The sequence below is a fragment of the Petroclostridium xylanilyticum genome (assembly GCF_002252565.1).
GTDB lineage: Bacteria > Bacillota > Clostridia > SK-Y3 > SK-Y3 > Petroclostridium > Petroclostridium xylanilyticum.
Map to the genome: position 1 here is coordinate 308,374 of NZ_NPML01000007.1, position 20,831 is coordinate 329,204.

19 protein-coding genes are annotated in these 20,831 nt (G+C 37.4%); 1 reads left to right on the forward strand and 18 read right to left on the reverse strand.

Annotation, left to right across the window (positions count from 1 at the left end):
- Positions 1-273 precede the first annotated feature (273 nt).
- The 6 genes from folD to CIB29_RS04820 all read right to left on the reverse strand — a co-directional run bounded on the left by folD (position 274) and on the right by CIB29_RS04820 (position 7,525).
- Positions 274-1,116: a bifunctional methylenetetrahydrofolate dehydrogenase/methenyltetrahydrofolate cyclohydrolase FolD gene (folD, locus tag CIB29_RS04795; RefSeq protein ID WP_094547648.1), complete on the reverse strand. Its 843-nt coding sequence runs from the start codon at positions 1,114-1,116 to the stop codon at positions 274-276.
- A 42-nt stretch (positions 1,117-1,158) separates the two neighbouring features.
- Entirely contained in the window at positions 1,159-2,997 is a 1,839-nt protein-coding gene (locus CIB29_RS04800; RefSeq protein ID WP_094547322.1) for a YgiQ family radical SAM protein, read from the reverse strand.
- Positions 2,998-3,014: 17 nt separating this feature from the next.
- A complete protein-coding gene (locus CIB29_RS04805) occupies positions 3,015-5,345 on the reverse strand; it encodes an FtsK/SpoIIIE family DNA translocase (protein WP_198543753.1) in 2,331 nt (776 codons plus the stop codon).
- Between the two features lie 10 nt (positions 5,346-5,355).
- Positions 5,356-6,192 (reverse strand): undecaprenyl-diphosphate phosphatase, encoded by an 837-nt coding sequence (locus CIB29_RS04810; protein ID WP_094547324.1) that lies wholly within the window; start codon positions 6,190-6,192, stop codon positions 5,356-5,358.
- A gap of 306 nt (positions 6,193-6,498) precedes the next feature.
- On the reverse strand, positions 6,499-6,714 hold the full coding sequence (locus CIB29_RS04815; protein WP_157910207.1) for a YlzJ-like family protein: 216 nt from the start codon (positions 6,712-6,714) through the stop codon (positions 6,499-6,501).
- A 55-nt stretch (positions 6,715-6,769) separates the two neighbouring features.
- Entirely contained in the window at positions 6,770-7,525 is a 756-nt protein-coding gene (locus tag CIB29_RS04820; protein ID WP_094547652.1) for a ClpP family protease, read from the reverse strand.
- Positions 7,526-7,768: 243 nt separating this feature from the next.
- Between CIB29_RS04820 and metA the strand changes: the two genes are divergently transcribed.
- Positions 7,769-8,686 (forward strand): homoserine O-acetyltransferase MetA, encoded by a 918-nt coding sequence (metA, locus tag CIB29_RS04825; RefSeq protein WP_094547327.1) that lies wholly within the window; start codon positions 7,769-7,771, stop codon positions 8,684-8,686.
- A gap of 189 nt (positions 8,687-8,875) precedes the next feature.
- On the opposite strand, the gene CIB29_RS04830 is transcribed toward metA, so the two are convergent.
- The 12 genes from CIB29_RS04830 to rnpM form a co-directional block, all read right to left on the reverse strand.
- Positions 8,876-9,466: a dipicolinate synthase subunit B gene (locus CIB29_RS04830; RefSeq protein ID WP_094547329.1), complete on the reverse strand. Its 591-nt coding sequence runs from the start codon at positions 9,464-9,466 to the stop codon at positions 8,876-8,878.
- Positions 9,467-9,468: 2 nt separating this feature from the next.
- On the reverse strand, positions 9,469-10,344 hold the full coding sequence (dpsA, locus tag CIB29_RS04835; protein ID WP_094547331.1) for a dipicolinate synthase subunit DpsA: 876 nt from the start codon (positions 10,342-10,344) through the stop codon (positions 9,469-9,471).
- Positions 10,345-10,470: 126 nt separating this feature from the next.
- Positions 10,471-11,727 (reverse strand): M16 family metallopeptidase, encoded by a 1,257-nt coding sequence (locus CIB29_RS04840; protein ID WP_094547333.1) that lies wholly within the window; start codon positions 11,725-11,727, stop codon positions 10,471-10,473.
- A 196-nt stretch (positions 11,728-11,923) separates the two neighbouring features.
- On the reverse strand, positions 11,924-14,023 hold the full coding sequence (locus CIB29_RS04845; protein WP_094547335.1) for a polyribonucleotide nucleotidyltransferase: 2,100 nt from the start codon (positions 14,021-14,023) through the stop codon (positions 11,924-11,926).
- A 244-nt stretch (positions 14,024-14,267) separates the two neighbouring features.
- Positions 14,268-14,531 carry a 30S ribosomal protein S15 gene (rpsO, locus tag CIB29_RS04850; RefSeq protein WP_094547337.1) on the reverse strand — a complete coding sequence of 88 codons (264 nt, stop codon included), beginning with the start codon at positions 14,529-14,531 and terminating at the stop codon, positions 14,268-14,270.
- 103 nt (positions 14,532-14,634) lie between these two features.
- On the reverse strand, positions 14,635-15,594 hold the full coding sequence (locus tag CIB29_RS04855; RefSeq protein WP_094547339.1) for a bifunctional riboflavin kinase/FAD synthetase: 960 nt from the start codon (positions 15,592-15,594) through the stop codon (positions 14,635-14,637).
- A 10-nt stretch (positions 15,595-15,604) separates the two neighbouring features.
- Entirely contained in the window at positions 15,605-16,513 is a 909-nt protein-coding gene (gene truB, locus CIB29_RS04860) for a tRNA pseudouridine(55) synthase TruB (RefSeq protein WP_094547341.1), read from the reverse strand.
- Positions 16,513-17,487 carry a DHH family phosphoesterase gene (locus tag CIB29_RS04865; RefSeq protein WP_094547343.1) on the reverse strand — a complete coding sequence of 325 codons (975 nt, stop codon included), beginning with the start codon at positions 17,485-17,487 and terminating at the stop codon, positions 16,513-16,515. Before CIB29_RS04865 ends, truB begins: the two co-directional genes overlap by 1 nt.
- Complete coding sequence (rbfA, locus tag CIB29_RS04870; RefSeq protein WP_094547345.1) at positions 17,465-17,848, reverse strand: 30S ribosome-binding factor RbfA; 384 nt, start codon at positions 17,846-17,848, stop codon at positions 17,465-17,467. The genes CIB29_RS04865 and rbfA overlap by 23 nt, the downstream gene beginning before the upstream one ends.
- An 82-nt stretch (positions 17,849-17,930) precedes the next feature.
- Positions 17,931-20,195 (reverse strand): translation initiation factor IF-2, encoded by a 2,265-nt coding sequence (infB, locus tag CIB29_RS04875; RefSeq protein WP_094547347.1) that lies wholly within the window; start codon positions 20,193-20,195, stop codon positions 17,931-17,933.
- Between the two features lies 1 nt (position 20,196).
- Positions 20,197-20,517 carry a L7Ae/L30e/S12e/Gadd45 family ribosomal protein gene (locus CIB29_RS04880; protein ID WP_094547349.1) on the reverse strand — a complete coding sequence of 107 codons (321 nt, stop codon included), beginning with the start codon at positions 20,515-20,517 and terminating at the stop codon, positions 20,197-20,199.
- A complete protein-coding gene (gene rnpM, locus CIB29_RS04885) occupies positions 20,510-20,785 on the reverse strand; it encodes an RNase P modulator RnpM (protein WP_094547351.1) in 276 nt (91 codons plus the stop codon). The genes CIB29_RS04880 and rnpM overlap by 8 nt, the downstream gene beginning before the upstream one ends.
- Positions 20,786-20,831 lie beyond the last annotated feature (46 nt).

Genomic DNA, 20,831 nt, shown 5'->3' on the forward strand with positions numbered 1-20,831 from the left:
TTCCTAATTCATCGACTGCTTTGCAGTCTTCAAAGGCTTAACTTCGGGTAGTCCCTACCCTAGTTCGAGTCCTTAACTCTACTGAAGTCACGAGTGTGCGGACGCTATTCATCAATAGCATTATCTTTCATTTTCTTCTATTAATGCAAAACTTTTCCTGAGGAACTTGCAAACTTAAACAAAATATATATATTTGGTGTATAAATATATATGATAATTGTAAACTTTTTTAAAATTACTGTCAAGAATCAATTAATACCGTGCCTGATTGAATTATTGTTGTGCAGCTTTTACGGTATTTTTCATAAGCATTGCAATGGTCATAGGTCCAACGCCTCCAGGCACAGGGGTAATAGCTCCTGCAACCTCCACCGCACTGTCAAAATCAACATCTCCTGCTAACTTCTTATTTTCCAGCCTATTTACACCGACGTCTATCACAACTGCACCTGGCTTTATCATATCACCTGTAATGATATGCGGTTTTCCAACTGCTACTACCAATATATCTGCTCTCCTGCACACATCTTTAAGATTTCTTGTCCTTGAATGGCATATCGTAACCGTCCCATGCTGTTCCAATAGAAGTATGGATTGCGGTTTTCCTACAATATTGCTCCTTCCCACCACAACACATTCTTTTCCTTCTACATCAAAGCCTGACTGTTTAATAAGTTCCATTACTCCCGCAGGCGTACAGGGTAAAAAGACAGGATTGCCTAATATAATTCTTCCAACATTCACAGGATGAAAAGCGTCCACATCTTTATTAGGATTGATCGTATTTATTACCTCTTCTTCATTTAAATGTTTAGGAAGAGGAAGCTGTACCAGTATCCCGTGAACTTCTTTCTTTTTATTGAGCGTCCTGACTAAATCCAAAAGTTCCTGCTGTGTTGTTTCTTCGGGTAAGGCATACTCTTCAGAATATATGCCAATCTCTTCACATGCTTTCTTTTTCGCATTTACATATACTCTTGATGCCGGATTATTACCTACTATCACAACAGCTAAACCAGGAAAAATTCCTTTCAATTTGAGCTGGTCAACTTCATTTTTTAATTCATTTTTAATTTTTGATGCAATTTGTTTTCCGTCGATAATTTTTGCTGCCAAAATATTGTCCTCCTTTCCATTATTTGCACTATTCATTTTATGTTATCTCTTTCGTCTTGTCAATGCATTTTCATTTCTACCTTTCCTGGGACGAATAAGGCATTTAGGACCAAAACCAATCAGGTCCCTTCTTCCCGCCTTAACAAGCGCCTCATATACCAGTTCATAGTTTTCCGGCTTCCTATATTGGAGCAGCGCCCTTTGCATCGCCTTTTCCTTTGGAGAGCGTGGTACATATACTTTCTCCATGGTCCTTGGATCCAACCCTGTATAAAACATACATGTGGCCAATGTTCCAGGTGTGGGATAGAAGTCTTGCACCTGCTCCGGGCTGTATTTAATATCCCGTAAATATTCTGCCAGTTCAATTGCTTCTTTCAGGCTGCTTCCCGGATGACTGGACATCAGATAGGGAACCAGATATTGTTCCTTTCCTATTTTTCTATTGATTTCATAAAATTTATCTGCAAATTTCTGATACACCTGCCTAGAAGGTTTTCCCATTCTTTTAAGAACCTCTGATGAAACATGCTCCGGAGCCACTTTTAACTGCCCGCTGATATGATGCTGGCATAATTCCCAAAAAAACTCTTCGTTCCGGTCGTTAATCAAATAATCATATCTTATGCCTGAACGGATAAATACTTTCTTTACGCCTTCAATATCCCTCAGTTCTTTTAGTAAGTCCAGGTACTCTTTATGGGATATGTTGAGATTTTTACACGGATGCGGATAGAGACACTGCCTGGTTTTGCATGCACCATGCTTTATTTGCTTCTCACAGGCCTCATTTCTAAAATTAGCAGTGGGACCCCCTACATCATGTATATATCCTTTGAAATCAGGATGCCATGTCATGTTTCTTGCTTCATTAATAATTGAAGCTTTGCTCCGGCTTTGTACCGTCCTACCCTGGTGGAATGTTAAAGCACAAAAGGTACAAGAACCATAACACCCTCTAGAACTGGTAATACTAAATTGAACCTCTTTTATTGCTGGAACCCCGCCTTGTTCTTCATATATGGGATGGTAAGTCCTCTGATACGGAAGTGAATAAACTGTATCCAGTTCATTTCTGTTAAGAGGCATCATTGGTGGATTTTGTACAAGATATTTATCTCCATGCGGCTGGATGATAATTTTGCCTCTTATTGGATCCTGTTCTTCATATTGAATTTTACAAGCTTCAGCATATCTCTTTTTACTATCTCTTACTTCTTCATAGGACGGAACAAGCATTGATTTTGATTTTAAATCTTCGATATTATCTGTCAGATATGCGGTTCCGGCAATCCAAGTTATTTCATTTACGCTTTTACCTTCGTTTAAAGCATTAGCTACCTCAACAATTTGTTTTTCTCCCATTCCGTATATCAGGAGATCAGCACGGGAATCTGCCAGTATGGACCTTCTCACTTTATTATCCCAATAATCATAATGTGCAAACCTTCTTAAACTTGCTTCAATACCTCCAATAATAATGGGTACATCCTTGTAAGCCTCCCGAGCACGGTTACAATATACAATTACCGCCCTATCAGGCCGGTATCCGGCTTTCCCTCCAGGAGAATAAGCGTCATCACTGCGAGGCTTTTTACTGGCCGTATAATGGTTTACCATTGAATCCAGGTTCCCGGAAGATATAAGAATTGCCAGCCTTGGCTTTCCAAGCTTCATAAAGTCATCCGTATTACGCCAGTTGGGCTGTGCAACAATTCCTATTTTATATCCTTTACTCTCCAGGACACGGGTGATGATTGCATGTCCAAAACTGGGGTGATCCACATAAGCATCTCCGCTGATATATAAAAAATCAAGCTGTTCCCAGCCCCGTCTTTGCATATCTTCTTTTGTTGTCGGTAGAAAATCGTTTATCGCCATTTTTACATTCTCCTTCGTTAATCACCGCTATTCATAAGCATCTCATGATATTGCTGCCGAGTAATGAGCACTTGCCGGGGTTTACTGCCTTCAAATCCTCCTACGATTCCCCGCGTCTCCATCTGGTCAATTAATCTTGCTGCCCGGGCATAACCTACTTTTAACCGTCTTTGAAGCATGGAAACAGATGCCTGTCCGCTATCTACTACCAGTTCTATAGCCTGGGGGAGTAATTCATCATTGTCTCCAGGGTCCATTTCTTCTACTTCATTTTCTTTTTCTATCTGCTCAATAATATCTTCATGGTAATTTGCGCCCGAATGGCCTTTAATATACTCAACAATGTTCTCAACTTCTTTATCGGATATAAACGCTCCCTGCAATCTTATTGGCTTTGCTGCTCCCACGGGATAAAACAACATATCTCCTTTGCCCAGTAACTTTTCTGCTCCTGCCATATCCAGGATCGTCCTTGAATCCACCTGTGAAGATACGGCAAAAGAAATTCTTGAAGGAATATTAGCCTTTATAACCCCTGTAATAACATCAACCGAAGGCCGCTGTGTAGCAATTACAAGGTGCATTCCGGCAGCTCTGGCCATCTGAGCTAAACGGCAAATGGAATCTTCAACATCATTAGGGGCTACCATCATTAAGTCTGCAAGCTCATCAATAATAATCACAATCTGGGGCAGGGCGTTATCTTCTCCCTTTTCTTTAAGCAATGCATTATACCCTTTTAAATCTCTTACATTATTATCAGCAAAAAGTTTATACCGGTTTACCATTTCCTGCACTGCCCAATTTAATGCCCCTGCAGCTTTCTTAGGGTCGGTTACCACGGGAATGAGAAGATGAGGAATACCATTATATACACCTAATTCTACAACTTTTGGGTCTATCATTACCAGCTTTACCTCATTAGGGTTGGCTTTATATAAGATACTTGTAATGAGTGTATTGATACATACGCTTTTGCCCGAACCTGTCGCGCCCGCAATTAACAAGTGCGGCATCCTGGAGATATCTGCTACCACAGCTTTTCCTGCTATATCTTTTCCCAGGGCAAGTGCAAGTTTGGATGGGTATTGACTAAATTCCTCCGATTCAATCACTTCTCTCAGGTACACAGGTGTCACTTCTTTGTTAGGCACTTCTATACCTATTGCAGCTTTTCCGGGAATAGGCGCTTCAATTCTGACCCCGGATGCGGCAAGATTTAGAGCTATATCATCAGCTAGATTCACAATTTTGCTAACTTTTACTCCTACACTGGGTTGCAGTTCATACCGGGTAACGGAAGGTCCCCTGCTCACCTGCAATACTTTTGCCTCGACACCAAAACTTTTTAATGTATCTACCAATTTTTTGGCATTATTCCTCAAATCATTTGCAGAATCCTTCTGTCTGCTGACCTGGTTGTCTATATTTAACAGATCAATAGGAGGAAAAGAATAATGAATATGTTCATTGGAAGGATTGATACTCTCCATCTGTTTTACTTCATTTTTCTCTTCCCTATTTGGTATAGATATTGATTTGCTGTGCGTTTGTACAAATTTATTATCGGTATTTTGATTAGAGCCACTATTATTTCTTGCAGCTTGATGGTCATATATTTTGATCGGCATTTCAACAGCCGCTGCTTGTTGTTCCTGTGCAGACTGCTGCTGTAATACAGGCTGCTGTTCCTGACCCTCTTCATCTTCCTTGTCCGGTTTGCAGGCCGTCACTCTTCTGACCGCAGTAATTATTTTCTTTAGTACAAAAAGCAATCCTTTTTTTATAAAAGGATACAGGAAATTAATAATTTTGAAAAAGGAAATTTCAGTAATAATCATAATGAAAATCAGGGAACAGGTAACTAAAATAATTCCCGCACCCCAGATCCCGAACATATTAATCATTGGTTCAGCAATTAAACCTCCAACAACTCCTCCACCTTTTCCTTGCTGGCCTGAAATATAGAAGAATTCTATACTTTCTTTCACAGATAATTCCCGGCCGGAATCATAGAAAAATATATGTACTATTGCACTAATTAAAACTAATAAGCCAAAAGACAGCCAGTACTTATAGCTGCACTGCAACTGTCCTTTTTGGATAACATAATGCACACCGTACGCTGTAACAAGAAACGGAATCGCATATATCAAATATCCAAATAATCCCATACAAATGTTTCTAAAACTATTTCCAAAAATCCCCGCTCCCTCTGAAAAGAAGCTAACCCCCATCAGCAAGCCCAAAGCTATGGTAAAGAGTGCCACAACTTCTCCATGCACATTAATTTGAGAAGTGTTATTTTGGGTTGTTTTTTTTCCAGCTTTTATCTTCCGTTTTCCCATCTTGACCACCCTATTTTAACAAGCTGTAAATAATGATAAATATACCTACTGTCCAGCAGTAATATGAAAATAAATAGAACTTTCCCCTGTTCAGCAGGTTAATTAAAAACTTAATTGCTATAAATCCTGTAATTGCTGCTGCCAAAGTTCCTGCAGTATAAGAAAATACATCAGTGCTATTGAACCCTTGCTTCATTAAATCCGGTACCTGTAATACTGCTGCTCCCAGAATGGCAGGAATAGACATTAAAAAAGAAAACTTTACGGCAAATTCTTTTTTAAGACCATTCAATAATGCACCTACTATTGTTGAGCCGGAACGGGAAATTCCCGGTGTTATGGCAAGACTTTGAAACAAGCCTATCACAAAGGCATTGGAGTATTTTACATTTTTTTCATCTTTAGATCCAGGAATTAATTTACTGGTAATCCACAATAAAAATCCGGTAAATAACAGCGTAAATCCTACTACCCGGATAGACTTAAACATAGTCTCAAAGGCATCTTTAAAAAGAAAACCTATTATTACTGCTGGAATAGTTGCAGTAATAAGAAGCATGACCATTCTTCTGTAAGGTGATGAATTAATATTTATATTACCTTTAGGAATATCTGCCATCATCTCAAAAAACTCTTTTATCAAATGATATATGTCTTTGCTATATACCAAGCAAATAGATAGCAAAGTTCCAAAATGAAGCAAGGTATCAAACAGTAAATGACTTTGTTCAAGTTCATTCATACCGAATAATTCTTGAAAAATTACCAGATGCCCTGAACTGCTAACTGGTAAAAATTCAGTCAACCCCTGTACAATCCCCAGTATGATTGCAACAAATGTATTCATAACAACGCCCCTTACATTATATTATAAATCAAAAAATACAAAAGATGCCAGCAAATATACCGCTAACATCTTAAATAATACCACATCATTTGTTATAATCGCAACGGCAAACGAATATTTATTCTTTGTTTTTCGCTGTCCCCTCCCCAATATTTTCATACTTATTATATATTTACTGATAATGATTTTACATGGCAGATAAAGTCAATAAGTTTACGGTTCACGGTTTATGGTTCACAGTTCACGGTTCACGGTAAAAGCTATTAAATCGTTTACTACTGTAAACTGAGAACTGTTAACTGTGAACTATATATTATATTCTATGATAGCTCCAGGCTGGAATTGAGGCTCTAAGTAGGGTTTTAGACAAGTGCTGATAATACGGTTTACTCTATATTGGTTTGAGGAAAGCGGGGTAACCTCCAGAAGTTCTCCCTTAACAATAATATACTGCGTTGTTACAGCCTCTTCCCTTTGTTGTGCAAATATAATTTCATGCGGGATAATTGAATGAATGATCACTTTTTTCCTCCCCTTTTTAGTTTTTAGTGATTTTGAAGACTCGCAAACCCTTTTGTCACTCAGTTTTATCTTTTTGAACATTACTATCGTCTTTCTGCATATTAGTACTATTAGTTTTTTGGCTCTCTTTCTTTTTTTCAATCATCTCATATAATTTATTAAGCGCATCGGATACTCCTCCCAGTTGGTCTATCAAACCATTTTTCACCGCATCTTCCCCAAATAGAACTGTCCCTACATCATTTGCCAGTTCTCCTGTTTTCAGCATAAGCTCTCTAAACTTTTCCCTGGATATTCCTGAATTTCTCGTAACAAACTGCACTACTCTCTCTTGCATTCTATCAAAATATTCAAAGGTCTGTGAAACTCCAATTACCAACCCTGTCATTCTTATAGGATGGATTGTCATTGTAGCAGAAGGCGCAATAAAAGAGTGTTTTGCTGCAACTGCCAGTGGTACTCCGATGCTATGCCCTCCTCCCAGTACTAGTGAAACAGTAGGTTTCTTCATACTTGCAATCATTTCTGCAATTGCAAGTCCTGCTTCAACATCTCCGCCTACTGTATTTAGAATTACCAGCAATCCGTCAATTTCTTCATTTTCTTCAATAGCTATCAGTTGAGGAATAACATGTTCATATTTTGTAGTCTTATTTTGTGGCGGAAGTGTAATATGACCTTCTATTTGCCCGATAATGGTTAAACAATGAATATTGCCTCTGGAGCTTCTAACTTTGGATGCACCAAATTCTTTTATACTTTCGATATTTTCTTTGTCATCTTCAACTTTTTTTTCCTTATCATCGTTCATCTTAATAAAAGTTATTTTATTCTCATTTGCTCCATCAAACATTTTTTCACTCCTGTCAAGCTTTAATATAAATCTATATAGCAACTACTATTAGTATACAAATCGGTACTTTAAAATATTCTTCCGCTCTGAATTTTTAAATTATATTAATCACACCCAATATATTTTGCCGATTGTAAAAGAGGTTTATATCTGTTATACTGAATGCATATTATTCTTAAAAACCAAAAAGGAGTAATTCATATGCCAATAAAAATACCAGATAGCCTGCCGGCAGTAGAAACTCTTAACAATGAAAATATTTTTGTAATGACTGAAAAACGTGCTGTTCATCAGGATATCCGGCCGCTCAGGATTGTTATCTTAAATTTGATGCCGACAAAAATTGCTACAGAAACACAACTGCTTCGTCTACTTGGAAATTCTCCCCTCCAGGTGGAAATAGAGTTGCTACATACAAAAACATACAAAGCTAAAAACACTTCTGAAGAACATTTAATTACTTTTTACAAAACTTTTGAGGATATCAAAAACCAGAAATTTGATGGAATGGTCATAACAGGTGCCCCTGTTGAGCACCTTGAATTTGAAGAAGTGGATTACTGGGAAGAATTAAAACAAATTATGGAATGGTCAGTGCATAATGTTACTTCGACATTTCATATTTGTTGGGCAGCTCAGGCAGGACTTTATTATCACTTTAAAATACCTAAATACCCGCTGGATGAAAAGATGTTTGGCGTATTTCCTCATACTGTCAACAAAAAAAATGTAAAACTCCTCCGGGGTTTTGATGATGAGTTTTTTGCTCCACATTCAAGGCATACAGAAATCCGGCGGGAAGATATTGAGAAAATTCCTAAACTGGAGATTTTATCAGAGTCAGAAGCTGCAGGGATTTATATCGTTGCAACAAACGACGGCCGCCAGATTTTTGTAACCGGACATTCAGAATATGATCCTTTAACTCTAAAAGGAGAGTATGAACGCGATATTAATAAAGGTCTTAATATTGCAATCCCAAAAAACTATTTTTTAAATGATGACCCTACAAAGCCTCCAATAGTAAAATGGAGAGGACATGCAAACCTGTTATTCTCAAACTGGCTAAATTACTATGTATATCAGGAAACACCTTATGATTTAAATGAGATTGCATGATGACTGTTGTAAAAACGCAATTGTGGAGAGGTATTAGAACTTCCTGGCGCAGTGAGATATGCAGGCGCACTGTTTGAGCGAAGCGAGGTTGCGCCTGCCTGACACAAGCCTTAGAAGTTCTATACCTCGAAACTCTACGGGTAAAACAATGCACCTTTGTACGTAGTTTTTACGCAAGCTATTTTCTTATTACTCATCCGTACCTAATATAATCGGCTGAATCTGTTCTCCGTCCAGTGCTTTTTTCAAAGTAGGAATAATCAGGCTCATTTTTGCAATCAGTGAATTATACTTATGAACCGGGTCATCCTGCTGGAAAGGAACAAGATAGATATTCTTGGTATTTAACAGTAAACCAATATTCTTTGCATTTGCCCCCAGTCCATCATTCGTCGAAACTGCAATAATTACCGGCCTTAGATTCCTCAGATGAGCTTTTGCTGCCATCGTTACAGATGTATCGGTTACAGCATTAGCCAATTTGGAAAGTGTATTACCTGTACACGGTGCAATAATTAGAGCATCTAACAATGCTTTAGGACCTATGGGTTCAGCAGCACTTATACTGCTAATAACCTGGTTTCCTGTGATTTCCTCTAATTGCTGTACAAAATCTTGGGCTTTTCCAAATCTTGTATCTATGGAATATGCATTTTCTGACATGATTGGGATCACTTTTACACCTTCTTTTACAAGGTTCGCCACTTCGGGTATTACCTTTGTAAAAGTACAAAAGGACCCTGTTAAGGCAAAGCCTATTGTTAACCCTTTTATATCCATTTCTACACCCCCAATTCATCAATAATATTAAATATTGTATCTTTAATAATATCCCCTGCAGTATCCGGAGCAACTTTGCCCGGCAAAGATAATGCCCATATGGTTTTGATCCCCATATCTCTAGCCATATCAAAATCAACTCCTCCTGGTTTTGATGCTAAATCAATTACCAGACAATCCTTTTTTATTTTTGAAAGTATTTCAGTGTTTAAAATTACGCTTGGAATAGTGTTAAAAATAACATCATAGTTCCCTATGATTTCCCCTAGCTTATTTAAATGGACTCCAGTATAGCCATAGCTCTTTATCCAAGCTAAATCTTCATATTTTCTCGCTTCCACGGTAACATTGGCCCCAATGCCCACAAGCATTTTGGAAAGAATCTTTCCTATACGGCCAAAGCCTAAAACCAAACAGTTGCTATTATGTAATGTAATTGGCAGCTCTTCCATAGCAATTTGTATTGCTCCTTCAGCAGTAGGTATAGCATTTAATACAGTTAATTCCTCTCTTTCAAAATAATCTATGACATAGATATTATATACTTTCGCAAGATTATTAATTTTTTCACTTATTTTTCCTCCGACAAAAAGTTGGTTTCTTAACATTTGTTTAAATAAGTCGTTAAAATATATCCTTTCATTATAAAAAGGAGCATTCACTGTTTCGTTGTCAAGGGAACATGGTAGAGGAGCAACGATCACATCTACACCACTAACCGCTTCTTGAATATTATTAGCTTGTATAATATCTTTATGGAATTCTATATCACTAAAGCCAAAAATCTTAACGCCGTATCCATCTTTTGCTAGTCCATTTGCCATCTTTATTTGACGTAGATCTCCACCTATAATTGCAAAGCTTTTTCCGTTTTTCATAAGGTCACCTCCGTAATTTCTTATATAATTACTTAACCTAATACATTGTATGTACTTAATAAATTAATAGTGCTTGTTTAACTTTTAAGATAAAAAAAGTGATAGTCCCATCAGACTATCACTTTTTTATATAATTAATTTTTTAAGGTCTAAATTTTCATCAATTGTACCAACTACTGAAATACTAATATTTTTATTGCTAAATATCCTATCTATCATATTGCTTACAGTTTCAACCGTTATTAAATTAATTCTATCCAGAATTTCATCAGGAGTCCTAATTTTCCTTAATAGCAACTCCGACTTCCCAATACTATTCATTCTACTGCTGGTACTTTCTAACCCTAATATATAGTTGCCCTTCAGCTGTTCCTTTGCTTTGATTAACTCTTCTTCCGCTATTTTATTTTTATTTAGCAGATTAATTTCCTCAAAGATTAATTTTACTACTTCACTTATTTGTGACGGATTCATACCCGCATATATAGTAAACAGGCCTGCTTTCTGATAAGATGAAGGGTAGGAATATACAGAATATGCCAGCCCCTTTTCTTCTCTTATCTTTTGAAATAATCTCGAGCTCATACCACCACCAAATATATTGTTTATAACCAGCAGGTCATAAATACTGTCATCTCCCTGTTCTATTCCCTGAAAACCAATGCAGATATGAGCCTGTTCCGTATCCTTAAATCTAAAAATAATATCATTATTAAATTTAGTTTCTGAATAAACACTTTGTTTATTATTTTCTACTTTCCACTTCTCAAACTTATTGCTTATTAAATCCATTGTTTTTTCATAGTCAAAATTTCCGGCAATTGCAATAACCGTATTGGCTGGCGTGTAGTTGTCACGCATATAACTCAGTATTTCTTCTCTATTGATTTGATTTAAAGATTCTCCGGTTCCTAAAATAGGATAACCTAACGGGTTTCCTGCCCATATAACCTCAGATAAAATATCATGTACTAATTCTTCAGGAGAATCTTCATACATATTAATTTCTTCTAAAATAACTTTTCTTTCTATATCAATATCATTTTGATCTATCTTAGAATTAAATAACATATCTGATAATACATCGATAGCAATATCCAGGTGGGTGTCCAGCGTCTTGGTATAAAAACAGGTATACTCCTTCCCCGTAAAAGCATTAAGTTGTCCACCTATACAATCAATACTTTCAGCAATATCTTTAGCAGTTCTATTAACAGTTCCTTTGAACAGCATGTGTTCTATAAAATGAGAAATACCATTGTTTTTTTTACTTTCACTTCTTGATCCGGTGCCTATCCAAATACCCAGCGATACAGACCTCACGTAAGGAATATACTCCGATACTACTCTAACACCATTTTTTAACGTATGCAGTTTATACATAAATCCTCCCAGTACCTATATTAAAATATACTTTATAAGTATTCCATATATTCAATTTACTACGCAGCACAATGATAACAATTTGATAAAAATCTAATGTAATTATAAGGTATATAGCTATTATATGCAACTGCCATTTTGTGTAACTCCTAAAAATAAAAAAGGCTTCAGATAAGCCTTAAAATAATGAAGCCTTTTACTTATTTTCTTCATCTAACTCAGGTAGGGCATCTTTCCTGGAAAGATTAATTCTGCCTTGTTTATCAATCTCTACAACTTTTACCAGAATTTCATCTCCCACATTTACTACGTCTTCAACTTTTTCAACACGCTTTCTATCTAATTTTGAAATATGTACCAAGCCTTCTTTTCCGGGAAGGAATTCGACAAAAGCACCAAAGTTCATTATTCTTGCCACTTTGCCCAGGTAAACCTGTCCTACTTCCACATCTTTCGCAATTCCTTCTATAATCCTTAAAGCTTTCTGCCCGGCTGCTGCATCAGTAGTTGCTATAAATACCCGTCCGTCATCTTCAATATCAATTTTAACTCCCGTATCGGCAATGATCTTTTGTATAATCTTTCCGCCCGGACCAATAACTTCTCTAATCTTTTCAGGGTCAATGGTTGTAGTCATTATTTTTGGGGCATAGGGTGACAACTCTGCCCTTGGTTTATCTATTGCTTTCAACATCACTTCATCCAGAATATATATCCTGGCCTCTCTTGTTTGTTTTAAAGCCTGTTCAATTATCTCACGGGTAAGCCCGTCTATCTTAATGTCCATCTGTATGGCAGTGATTCCTTTTTTGGTCCCGGCTACCTTGAAATCCATGTCTCCAAAAAAGTCTTCCAGCCCCTGTATATCGGTCATAGTAATAAACCTGTCTCCTTCAGTAACCAATCCCACCGAAATACCTGCTACCGGAGCTTTAATAGGCACACCGGCATCCATCAGTGCCAATGTACTGCCACAAACACTGCCTTGTGAAGTTGAACCGTTGGAACTTAATACTTCTGAAACCAGCCTAATTGCATAAGGAAATTCTTCTTCACTTGGGATAACAGGTTCCAAAGCTCTTTCTGCCAAGGCACCATGTCCTATTTCTCTTCTGCCCGGACCTCTTGATGGTTTGGTTTCACCCACGCTAAAAGATGGGAAATTATAGTGATGCATGTACCTCTTGGTTTCTTCTTCTTCTAACCCATCGAGCAATTGCACATCTCCCATTGCACCTAAGGTTGCAACAGTAAGCACCTGCGTTTGTCCTCTTGTAAACAGTCCGGACCCATGGGTTCTGGGAAGCAGACCGACTTCAGCAGCCAGAGGCCTTATCTCTGTCATTCCTCTGCCATCCGGCCGCTTGCCCTCATCCAATATCCATCTTCTTACAGTATATTTTTGAAGTTTGTACAGTGCTTCTCCCATTTGCATCTGCATATCCGGGTATTTCTCAGCAAAATGCTCGAATACGTCATCGTATACTACTTTAAGATTTTCTTCCCTGGTTTTTTTGTCATCGGTATCTAAAGCCGCTTGAATCTTTTCATAAGCATATTCCTTTATGTCATTATAAAGCGTCTCATCAACCTCAAATGACTGATATTCAAATTTGGACTTACCTATTTCTTTGACAATCTCATCAATAAAATTGCATATTTTTTTGATTTCCTCATGGCCAAACATAATGGCTTCAAGCATTACATCTTCTGGAACCTCTTTTGCACCAGCTTCTATCATTACTACCTTGTCCCGTGATCCTGCTACGGTGAGGTTGAGTATGCTCTTCTCCCTTTGTTGAACCGTAGGGTTGATAATAAATTGTCCATCTACTAACCCTACCAAAACACCTCCAATAGGCCCGTTAAAAGGTATATCAGAAATAGATAATGCTGCAGATGCACCAATCATAGCTGCAATTTCCGGCGAGTTATCCTGCTCTACAGAAAGAACTGTAGCTACCACAGCTACATCATTTCTAAAATCTTTTGGGAATAGAGGACGAATAGGCCTGTCGATTACCCTTGAAGTCAATATCGCTTTTTCAGTGGGCTTTCCTTCTCTTTTCATAAAACTGCCCGGTATTTTTCCTACTGCATAAAGCCTCTCTTCATAATCTACACTAAGAGGAAAAAAATCTATACCTTCTCTTGGTTTATCAGCCGCGGTAGCTGTTACTAAAACTACTGTATCACCATAACGTACCAATACTGAACCATTTGCCAATTGAGCTAATTTACCTGTTTCTATAGTAAGCTGCCTTCCTGCCAAATTCATGCTGAAAGTTCTATGCATTATAGTATTACCTCCTTGTTTGTCTTACGTAAGAACTATTAAGAATATATTACATCGGAGTAGCTACTAGTTTTTAGCACTTAGATTTATACTTTAGCAGCAGCTGCTAAAGTATAAATCTAATGGCTAACTACTAATAGCTACAAAAGTACAAGCAAAATACAATAGTATTATTTTCACACATTCGGCTTATTATACTGAATGAATATACAATAAATGAGCGGTAAACGCCGCTCATTTATCATTACCTTCTTAAGTTCAATTTTTCAACAATATTACGGTATCTTTCGATATCCCTCTTTGCCAAATAGTTTAACAAGCCTCTACGCTGACCAACCATTTTTAAAAGACCTCTTCTTGAGTGGTGGTCTTTTCTGTGCACGTTAAGGTGCTCATTTAGATGGTTAATTCTTTCTGTAAGCAAAGCAATCTGAACCTCTGGAGAACCGGTATCATTCTCATGAAGTTTATAAGTATCAATAATGGATTGTTTTACCTCTTTTAACATGATATCATTCACCTCCTCAATAAAAATCCCCCACAGCTAAGAAATGGGTAGGTGACTCCCACATCCTGGCTTCAGGTTAATCATACCTGTAACATCAAGTATTCTAACACATATTAATTTTATTGTAAATACCTTTACTGCTAAAATATTTATTAGCGTATTCAACATCTCTTGCAATCTGGTTTGTTAACTCACTAATACTATTAAATTTCTTTTCATCTCTTATTTTTTTTATAAATCGAATTGATACATTACTACCATATAGGTTACCTTCAAAATTTAAAATATAGGTTTCAATTTTTATTCCTTTTTCCTGAAATGTAGGATTTTCTCCAACGTTTGTTACACTATAAAATATATGGTTATCTATAACTGCATTGGTAATATATACGCCTTTTGATGGAAGAACCAAATTATCATCCGGAATTAAATTAATAGTAGGAAAACCTATCGTATTTCCAAGTTTCTTTCCCCTTACTACCTTTCCGGAAATAGTATATAACCTGTTCATAAATTTGGAAGCCTGCTCTACATCGCCTTCCCTTATTAGCTTTCTGATGATGCTGCTGCTGACAATTACATCTCCCAACTTCACCGGCTGTACAATATCAAGATAAAAACCGTATTCTTGTGCCATTATTGTAAGTAATTGTATATCCCCAGCACCTTTATGTCCAAACCGGTAATCAAATCCAACGATTACAGCTTTAACATTGAATTTTTCCACTAAAATTTTCTTGACGAAAGCCTCAGGATCCATTTTCATAAAAAATTCGTTAAACTCTTCAAAATATAAATAATCTAAATCATAATGCCTTAATATATCTGCTTTCATTTCATTAGAGGTTATTAGAGGTGTAACTACTTTGCCTGCTATAATGTTTTCAGGATGATCATTGAAGGTATAAACCATTGACCTTAGATTTCTATCCTTGCATATACGCATAGTCCTATTCACTAATTCCATATGGCCCAAGTGCAAGCCATCAAAGTTACCCAAGGCTATACCTATTCCCTGAGATGTCTCTATACTATTTATATCCCTTGAAAATACAACCCTCATCTATTCCACCTCAAAAGAAACTTTTTAACAGCTTAAGATAAAGCCCATTATCTAATTTTTGGACCACTTGTGACAGGCACAAAAAAACACCTCTCCCGTTATAAATCCTGCAAATCGTCCCTTTTCTTAAACCACTTTTGTTTTCTATTAAATCAACTGATACTTGATTACCGTTAACAATCTTCTTTTCAACGTTAGAATTTACAGTAATAAAAGGAAAATCACAAAATAATTTATCAACAGGCGTTAATAAATTATTTAATTTATTTTCTTTGGCACATCGTTCCAGCTCTTCTATCGTTATTGCCTGGTCAAGAGTGAAATTTCCACTTCTAGTTCTTAAAAGGAACGACATATGGGCTCCACAGCCTATCTTTTCCCCAATATCAAAACACAGAGTCCTGATATAGGTTCCTTTGGAGCATTGTACATCTAAAAGAACAGTATTGTTATCAAAATCAATATTGAGAACCTTTATGTCATATATTTTTATCTGCCGTGGTTCTCTTTTGACTTCCACACCTTTTCTAGCCAGTTCATACAGCTTCTGACCTTTTACCTTAATGGCAGAATACATAGGCGGCACTTGCTCAATTGTTCCTTTAAAACTGTAAACCGATTCCTCTATTATTTCCCTGGAAATAATAACCTTTTGCTCACTGATGATTTGCCCGAAACTATCCTGTGTATCGGTTGTAATTCCTAACTTTAATTCAGCCCGGTACTGCTTGTCCTGTCCGGATAACATATCAGCAACCTTGGTTGCTTTACCAATACATATAGGTAAAACACCTGCAGCACCTGGATCCAGGGTGCCGGTATGTCCTACTTTTTTTATATGAGTACATTTTCTGATGAAACTGACTACATCATGGGAGGTCATCCCACTGGGTTTAAGAATGTTTATAACTCCGTCCACTACTCTTCAACCCCTTGTATAACAGCCAATTTTACAGCCTCTAAAATTTGTTTTTTTGCTGCCATCATATCCATATTCAATGTACAACCGCTTGCTCTTTTATGGCCTCCACCTCCAAAAGAAGCTGCTACCTTTGATACATCAACATACTGGTTGGAACGAAAACTGACCTTTACTTCTCCCGGCGCTTTTTCTTTGAGTAACAATCCTACTTCTACGCCCTCAATAGTCCGTGGAAGACTGGAAAGACCATCACCTTCTTCATCAGTGATCCCCATCTTTTGAATCAGTTCATAGGATAAAGCGATTAATGCTATTTTTCCATCCTCATAAAACTCGATATTATTAATTGCTTGTGCCACAAGCTTTAACCTTGCCATAGAAACCGTATCAAATACTCTTCTATTAATTTCAGCAATATCAATTCCCGTATCCAGAAATGCAGCAGCAATATGGTGCGTCCTGGAGGTGGTATTACCATATCTAAAGCCCCCGGTATCGGTGGAAATTGCTACATAAAGATTGGCCGCAATATCCTTATCTATCGTCACACCTAATATACTCAATAAATCGTAAATAATCTCTCCTGTAGCAGATGAGTAAGTATCGACATAGTTGAATTGAGCAAATTTCGTATTACTAATATGATGGTCAACATTTACCGTTGTTTGCGCGCTTTCAAACAAATAAAGGCGGTCATTCAGACGACGCTCATCACCGCAATCAAGGCATATAACGGTGTCAAACACTAGGCCAGAAGGTATTTCGTTTAACTTTGCATATTTACCTGCCAAAAACGAATAAACTTGAGGAATGTCTTCTTCTACAATAACTATCGAATCTTTTTGTAACTTTTGCAATGCTAACTGCAGCGCAAAAGAAGACCCTATGCAATCCCCATCAGGATTAACATGAGGGAGGATTGCAATATTGGACCTTGATTTTATTATTTCAGCCAGTTGATTTAGTGTCATGTTCAACTGATTCTCCTTCTGCTGTTGAAATATTATGGAGTAATTTAGCAATATGTGCTCCATGTTCAATAGACTCATCAAGTATAAATGTAAATTCAGGAATATATCTCAGCTGAACTCTTTTACCTACCTCTTTTCTAATAAATCCAGCGGCACTTTTTAAACCGGCAATGGCATTATTCTGTTGTTCTTTATCACCCATTACGCTGATATAGGCCTTTGCATATCTTAAATCCCTGGTAACATCCACCAATACCACACTGGTCATTTCCGGAATTCGGGGATCCTTTAATTCTCGAATAATCTCACTGAGTTCTTTCTTGATTTCTTCACTAATTCTATCAATCCTATTAAATGACATTTCTTTCACCTTCCCGCACCAAACAATCAACAATTTATAATTCGCATTATAATTCGCAATTCTCAATTGTCAATTCTCAATTCTACTTAACTTCTTCCATCACAAAACATTCTATTATATCGCCCTCTTTAATATCGTTGAACTTATCTATACCTATACCACACTCATAACCGGCAGCAACTTCTCTGGCATCATCTTTAAATCTCTTCAAAGAAGCAAGTGTGCCTTCATGTACGACAATGCCGTCCCTTACAACTCTTACTTCTGAATGTCTGTTGATTTTACCGTCGGTTACATAACATCCTGCTATCGTACCGACTCCAGACACTTTGAAAGTAGCTCTCACCTCGGCATGGCCAATAATAACTTCTTTATACTTAGGTTCCAGCATACCCTTCATCGCTGCTTCCATATCTTCTATAGCATTATAGATAATTCTATACAACCTGATTTCTACATCTTGCTGTTCGGCAGAAGCTCTTGCTCCCGAATCAGGGCGGACATTGAATCCAATAATAATCGCATTAGATGCAGAAGCCAACATGACATCTGACTCTGTAATAGCGCCAACACCGCCATGGATTGTTCTAATTCTTACCTCATTATTGCTTAATTTTTCCAACGATTGTCTAACTGCTTCTACCGAGCCTTGAACATCTGCCTTGATAATAATATTAAGATCTTTAACCTGTCCTTCCTTAATTTGGTTAAACAGATCATCCAGAGACACTTTCTGGTGTGCCTTGAATTGTTCTTCCTTAATTTTTTCTTTTCTTTTTTGAACTACTTCGCGAGCCTTTTTCTCATCCTCTACTGCATAGAAAATATCACCGCCATCAGGCACCTCGGACAGACCAAGTATCTCAACAGGCATTGATGGCCCGGCTTTTTTTACCCTTTGCCCTTTATCGTCCATCATTGCTCTAACTCTACCTACAGCCGTTCCTGCTACGATTATATCACCAACTTTTAACGTACCGTTTTGAACCAATACTGTTGCAACAGGTCCCCTTCCTTTATCCAACTGAGCTTCAATAACCGTACCTTTAGCCAGTCTATCCGGATTTGCCTTAAGCTCTTGCATTTCTGCCACAAGAAGTATCATCTCCAACAAATGATCAATTCCTTCTTTTTTCAATGCAGAAACAGGAACACAAATGGTGTCGCCTCCCCACTCTTCAGGTACCAAACCGTACTCTGTCAGCTCCTGCTTAACCCTGTCAGCATTTGCACCTTCTTTATCCATCTTGTTAATTGCAACAATGATGCTCACATTTGCTGCTTTTGCATGGTTAATTGCTTCAACTGTTTGGGGCATAATTCCATCATCGGCCGCAACCACAAGTATCGCAATGTCGGTAACCTGGGCACCCCTTGCCCTCATTGCAGTGAACGCTTCATGTCCCGGTGTATCCAGGAACGTTATTTCTTTATCATGAATTTTCACCCGGTAAGCGCCTATATGCTGTGTAATACCCCCAGCTTCGGTAGCAGTAACATTGGTTTGTCTTATGGCATCAAGCAAAGAGGTTTTACCATGGTCAACATGTCCCATTACAACAACTACGGGAGAACGCGGCTTCAGCTTTGCCGGATCGTCCTGCACATCGTTAAATAACCTATCTTCTTCAGTTACGATAACCTCTTTTTCAACTTTAGCGCCAAGATCCTCTGCAACTAGTGAAGCCGTATCAAAATCGATTGTCTGATTAACTGCTGCCATGATGCCAAGTGTCATCAACTTCTTTATTACTTCAGCCGCAGGTACTTTTAGTTTTTGCGCCAAATCTCCAACAGTTATTTCATCAGGAATAGCTATTTCAACAGCCTCTTTTTTGGATTTTTGAGGTTTCGTCTGAAGTTTAGTTAAATTTTCATCTGAAGGTTTGTCTTTCTTGACCTTTCCAAATCCTTTTTTAATTTTTTGTTTCTGCTTTCCCTGGTCTTTAACCCTATCAGGAACCAATTCTTCAATTCTTTCAGTGTCCAGCTTATCTAAATCTACAGTGGTTGGACGTGTATCAAAATACCTTCCTTTCACCTTGTTTTTAGGATTGCTTTCCCTCATTTGCTCTGCATTTCTGTTATCTACAGCTTTATGATGATCTTTAGCGACGTTTTCATTGGTACGCGGTTCGCTCTTCTTTTCCTGCTTTTGATTTAAATCTTGCTTATTACTTTCATCATTTTGTTGTGTAAGGATTTCCAAAATAATATCAATGTCTAAATCGTCCAGCGTACTCATATGATTTTTAATCTCTACGTCAAAATTATGCAGTTCATCGATGATGTTCTTACTGGTAATATTCAAATCTTTTGCAACTTCATAAACTCTAGGTTTAGACAAATTATTCACCCCCGCTTAGCTTTCGATCATATACACTTTTAATTGATTTTGCAAAATTAATATCCCTGATTGACAAGACAGCACGATAGTCTTTACCTGTAAATTTTCCTAACAGTTCTTTTGTACCAAACTCGAAAAACGGTATATTTCTATACGTACACATATTTGAAAACTTCTTTTTGGTATTAGCAGAACTGTCTTCTGCGATGATAATTAACATGCTTTTGCCAGCCTTTATGTCCTTTTCACAACTCTCTTCCCCGGAAGCCACCTTCCCGGCTTTTTGCGCCAAACCAATCATCGAGTACAATTTATCATTCATCTTGTGTCTCCAATTCTTCTTCAATTTGCTGATAGATTTGATCGTCTATAGCTTGTGAAAAAGCTTTTTCAAACTTTTTACCTTTACGGGCTTTTCTAAAGCATTCGATATTATTACATATATAAGCCCCCCGTCCGGGTTTTTTTCCTTTAAAATCTATGGAAATTTCACCTGCCTGATTCTTTACTACTCTTATAAGTTCTTTTTTGGGTTTCATCTCCTGACACCCTAAACACATTCGAAGAGGTATTTTTTTTTGTTTTTGCATACCGTCACCTCCTGAAATAGTACATAATTCCATATATGATGGTGCT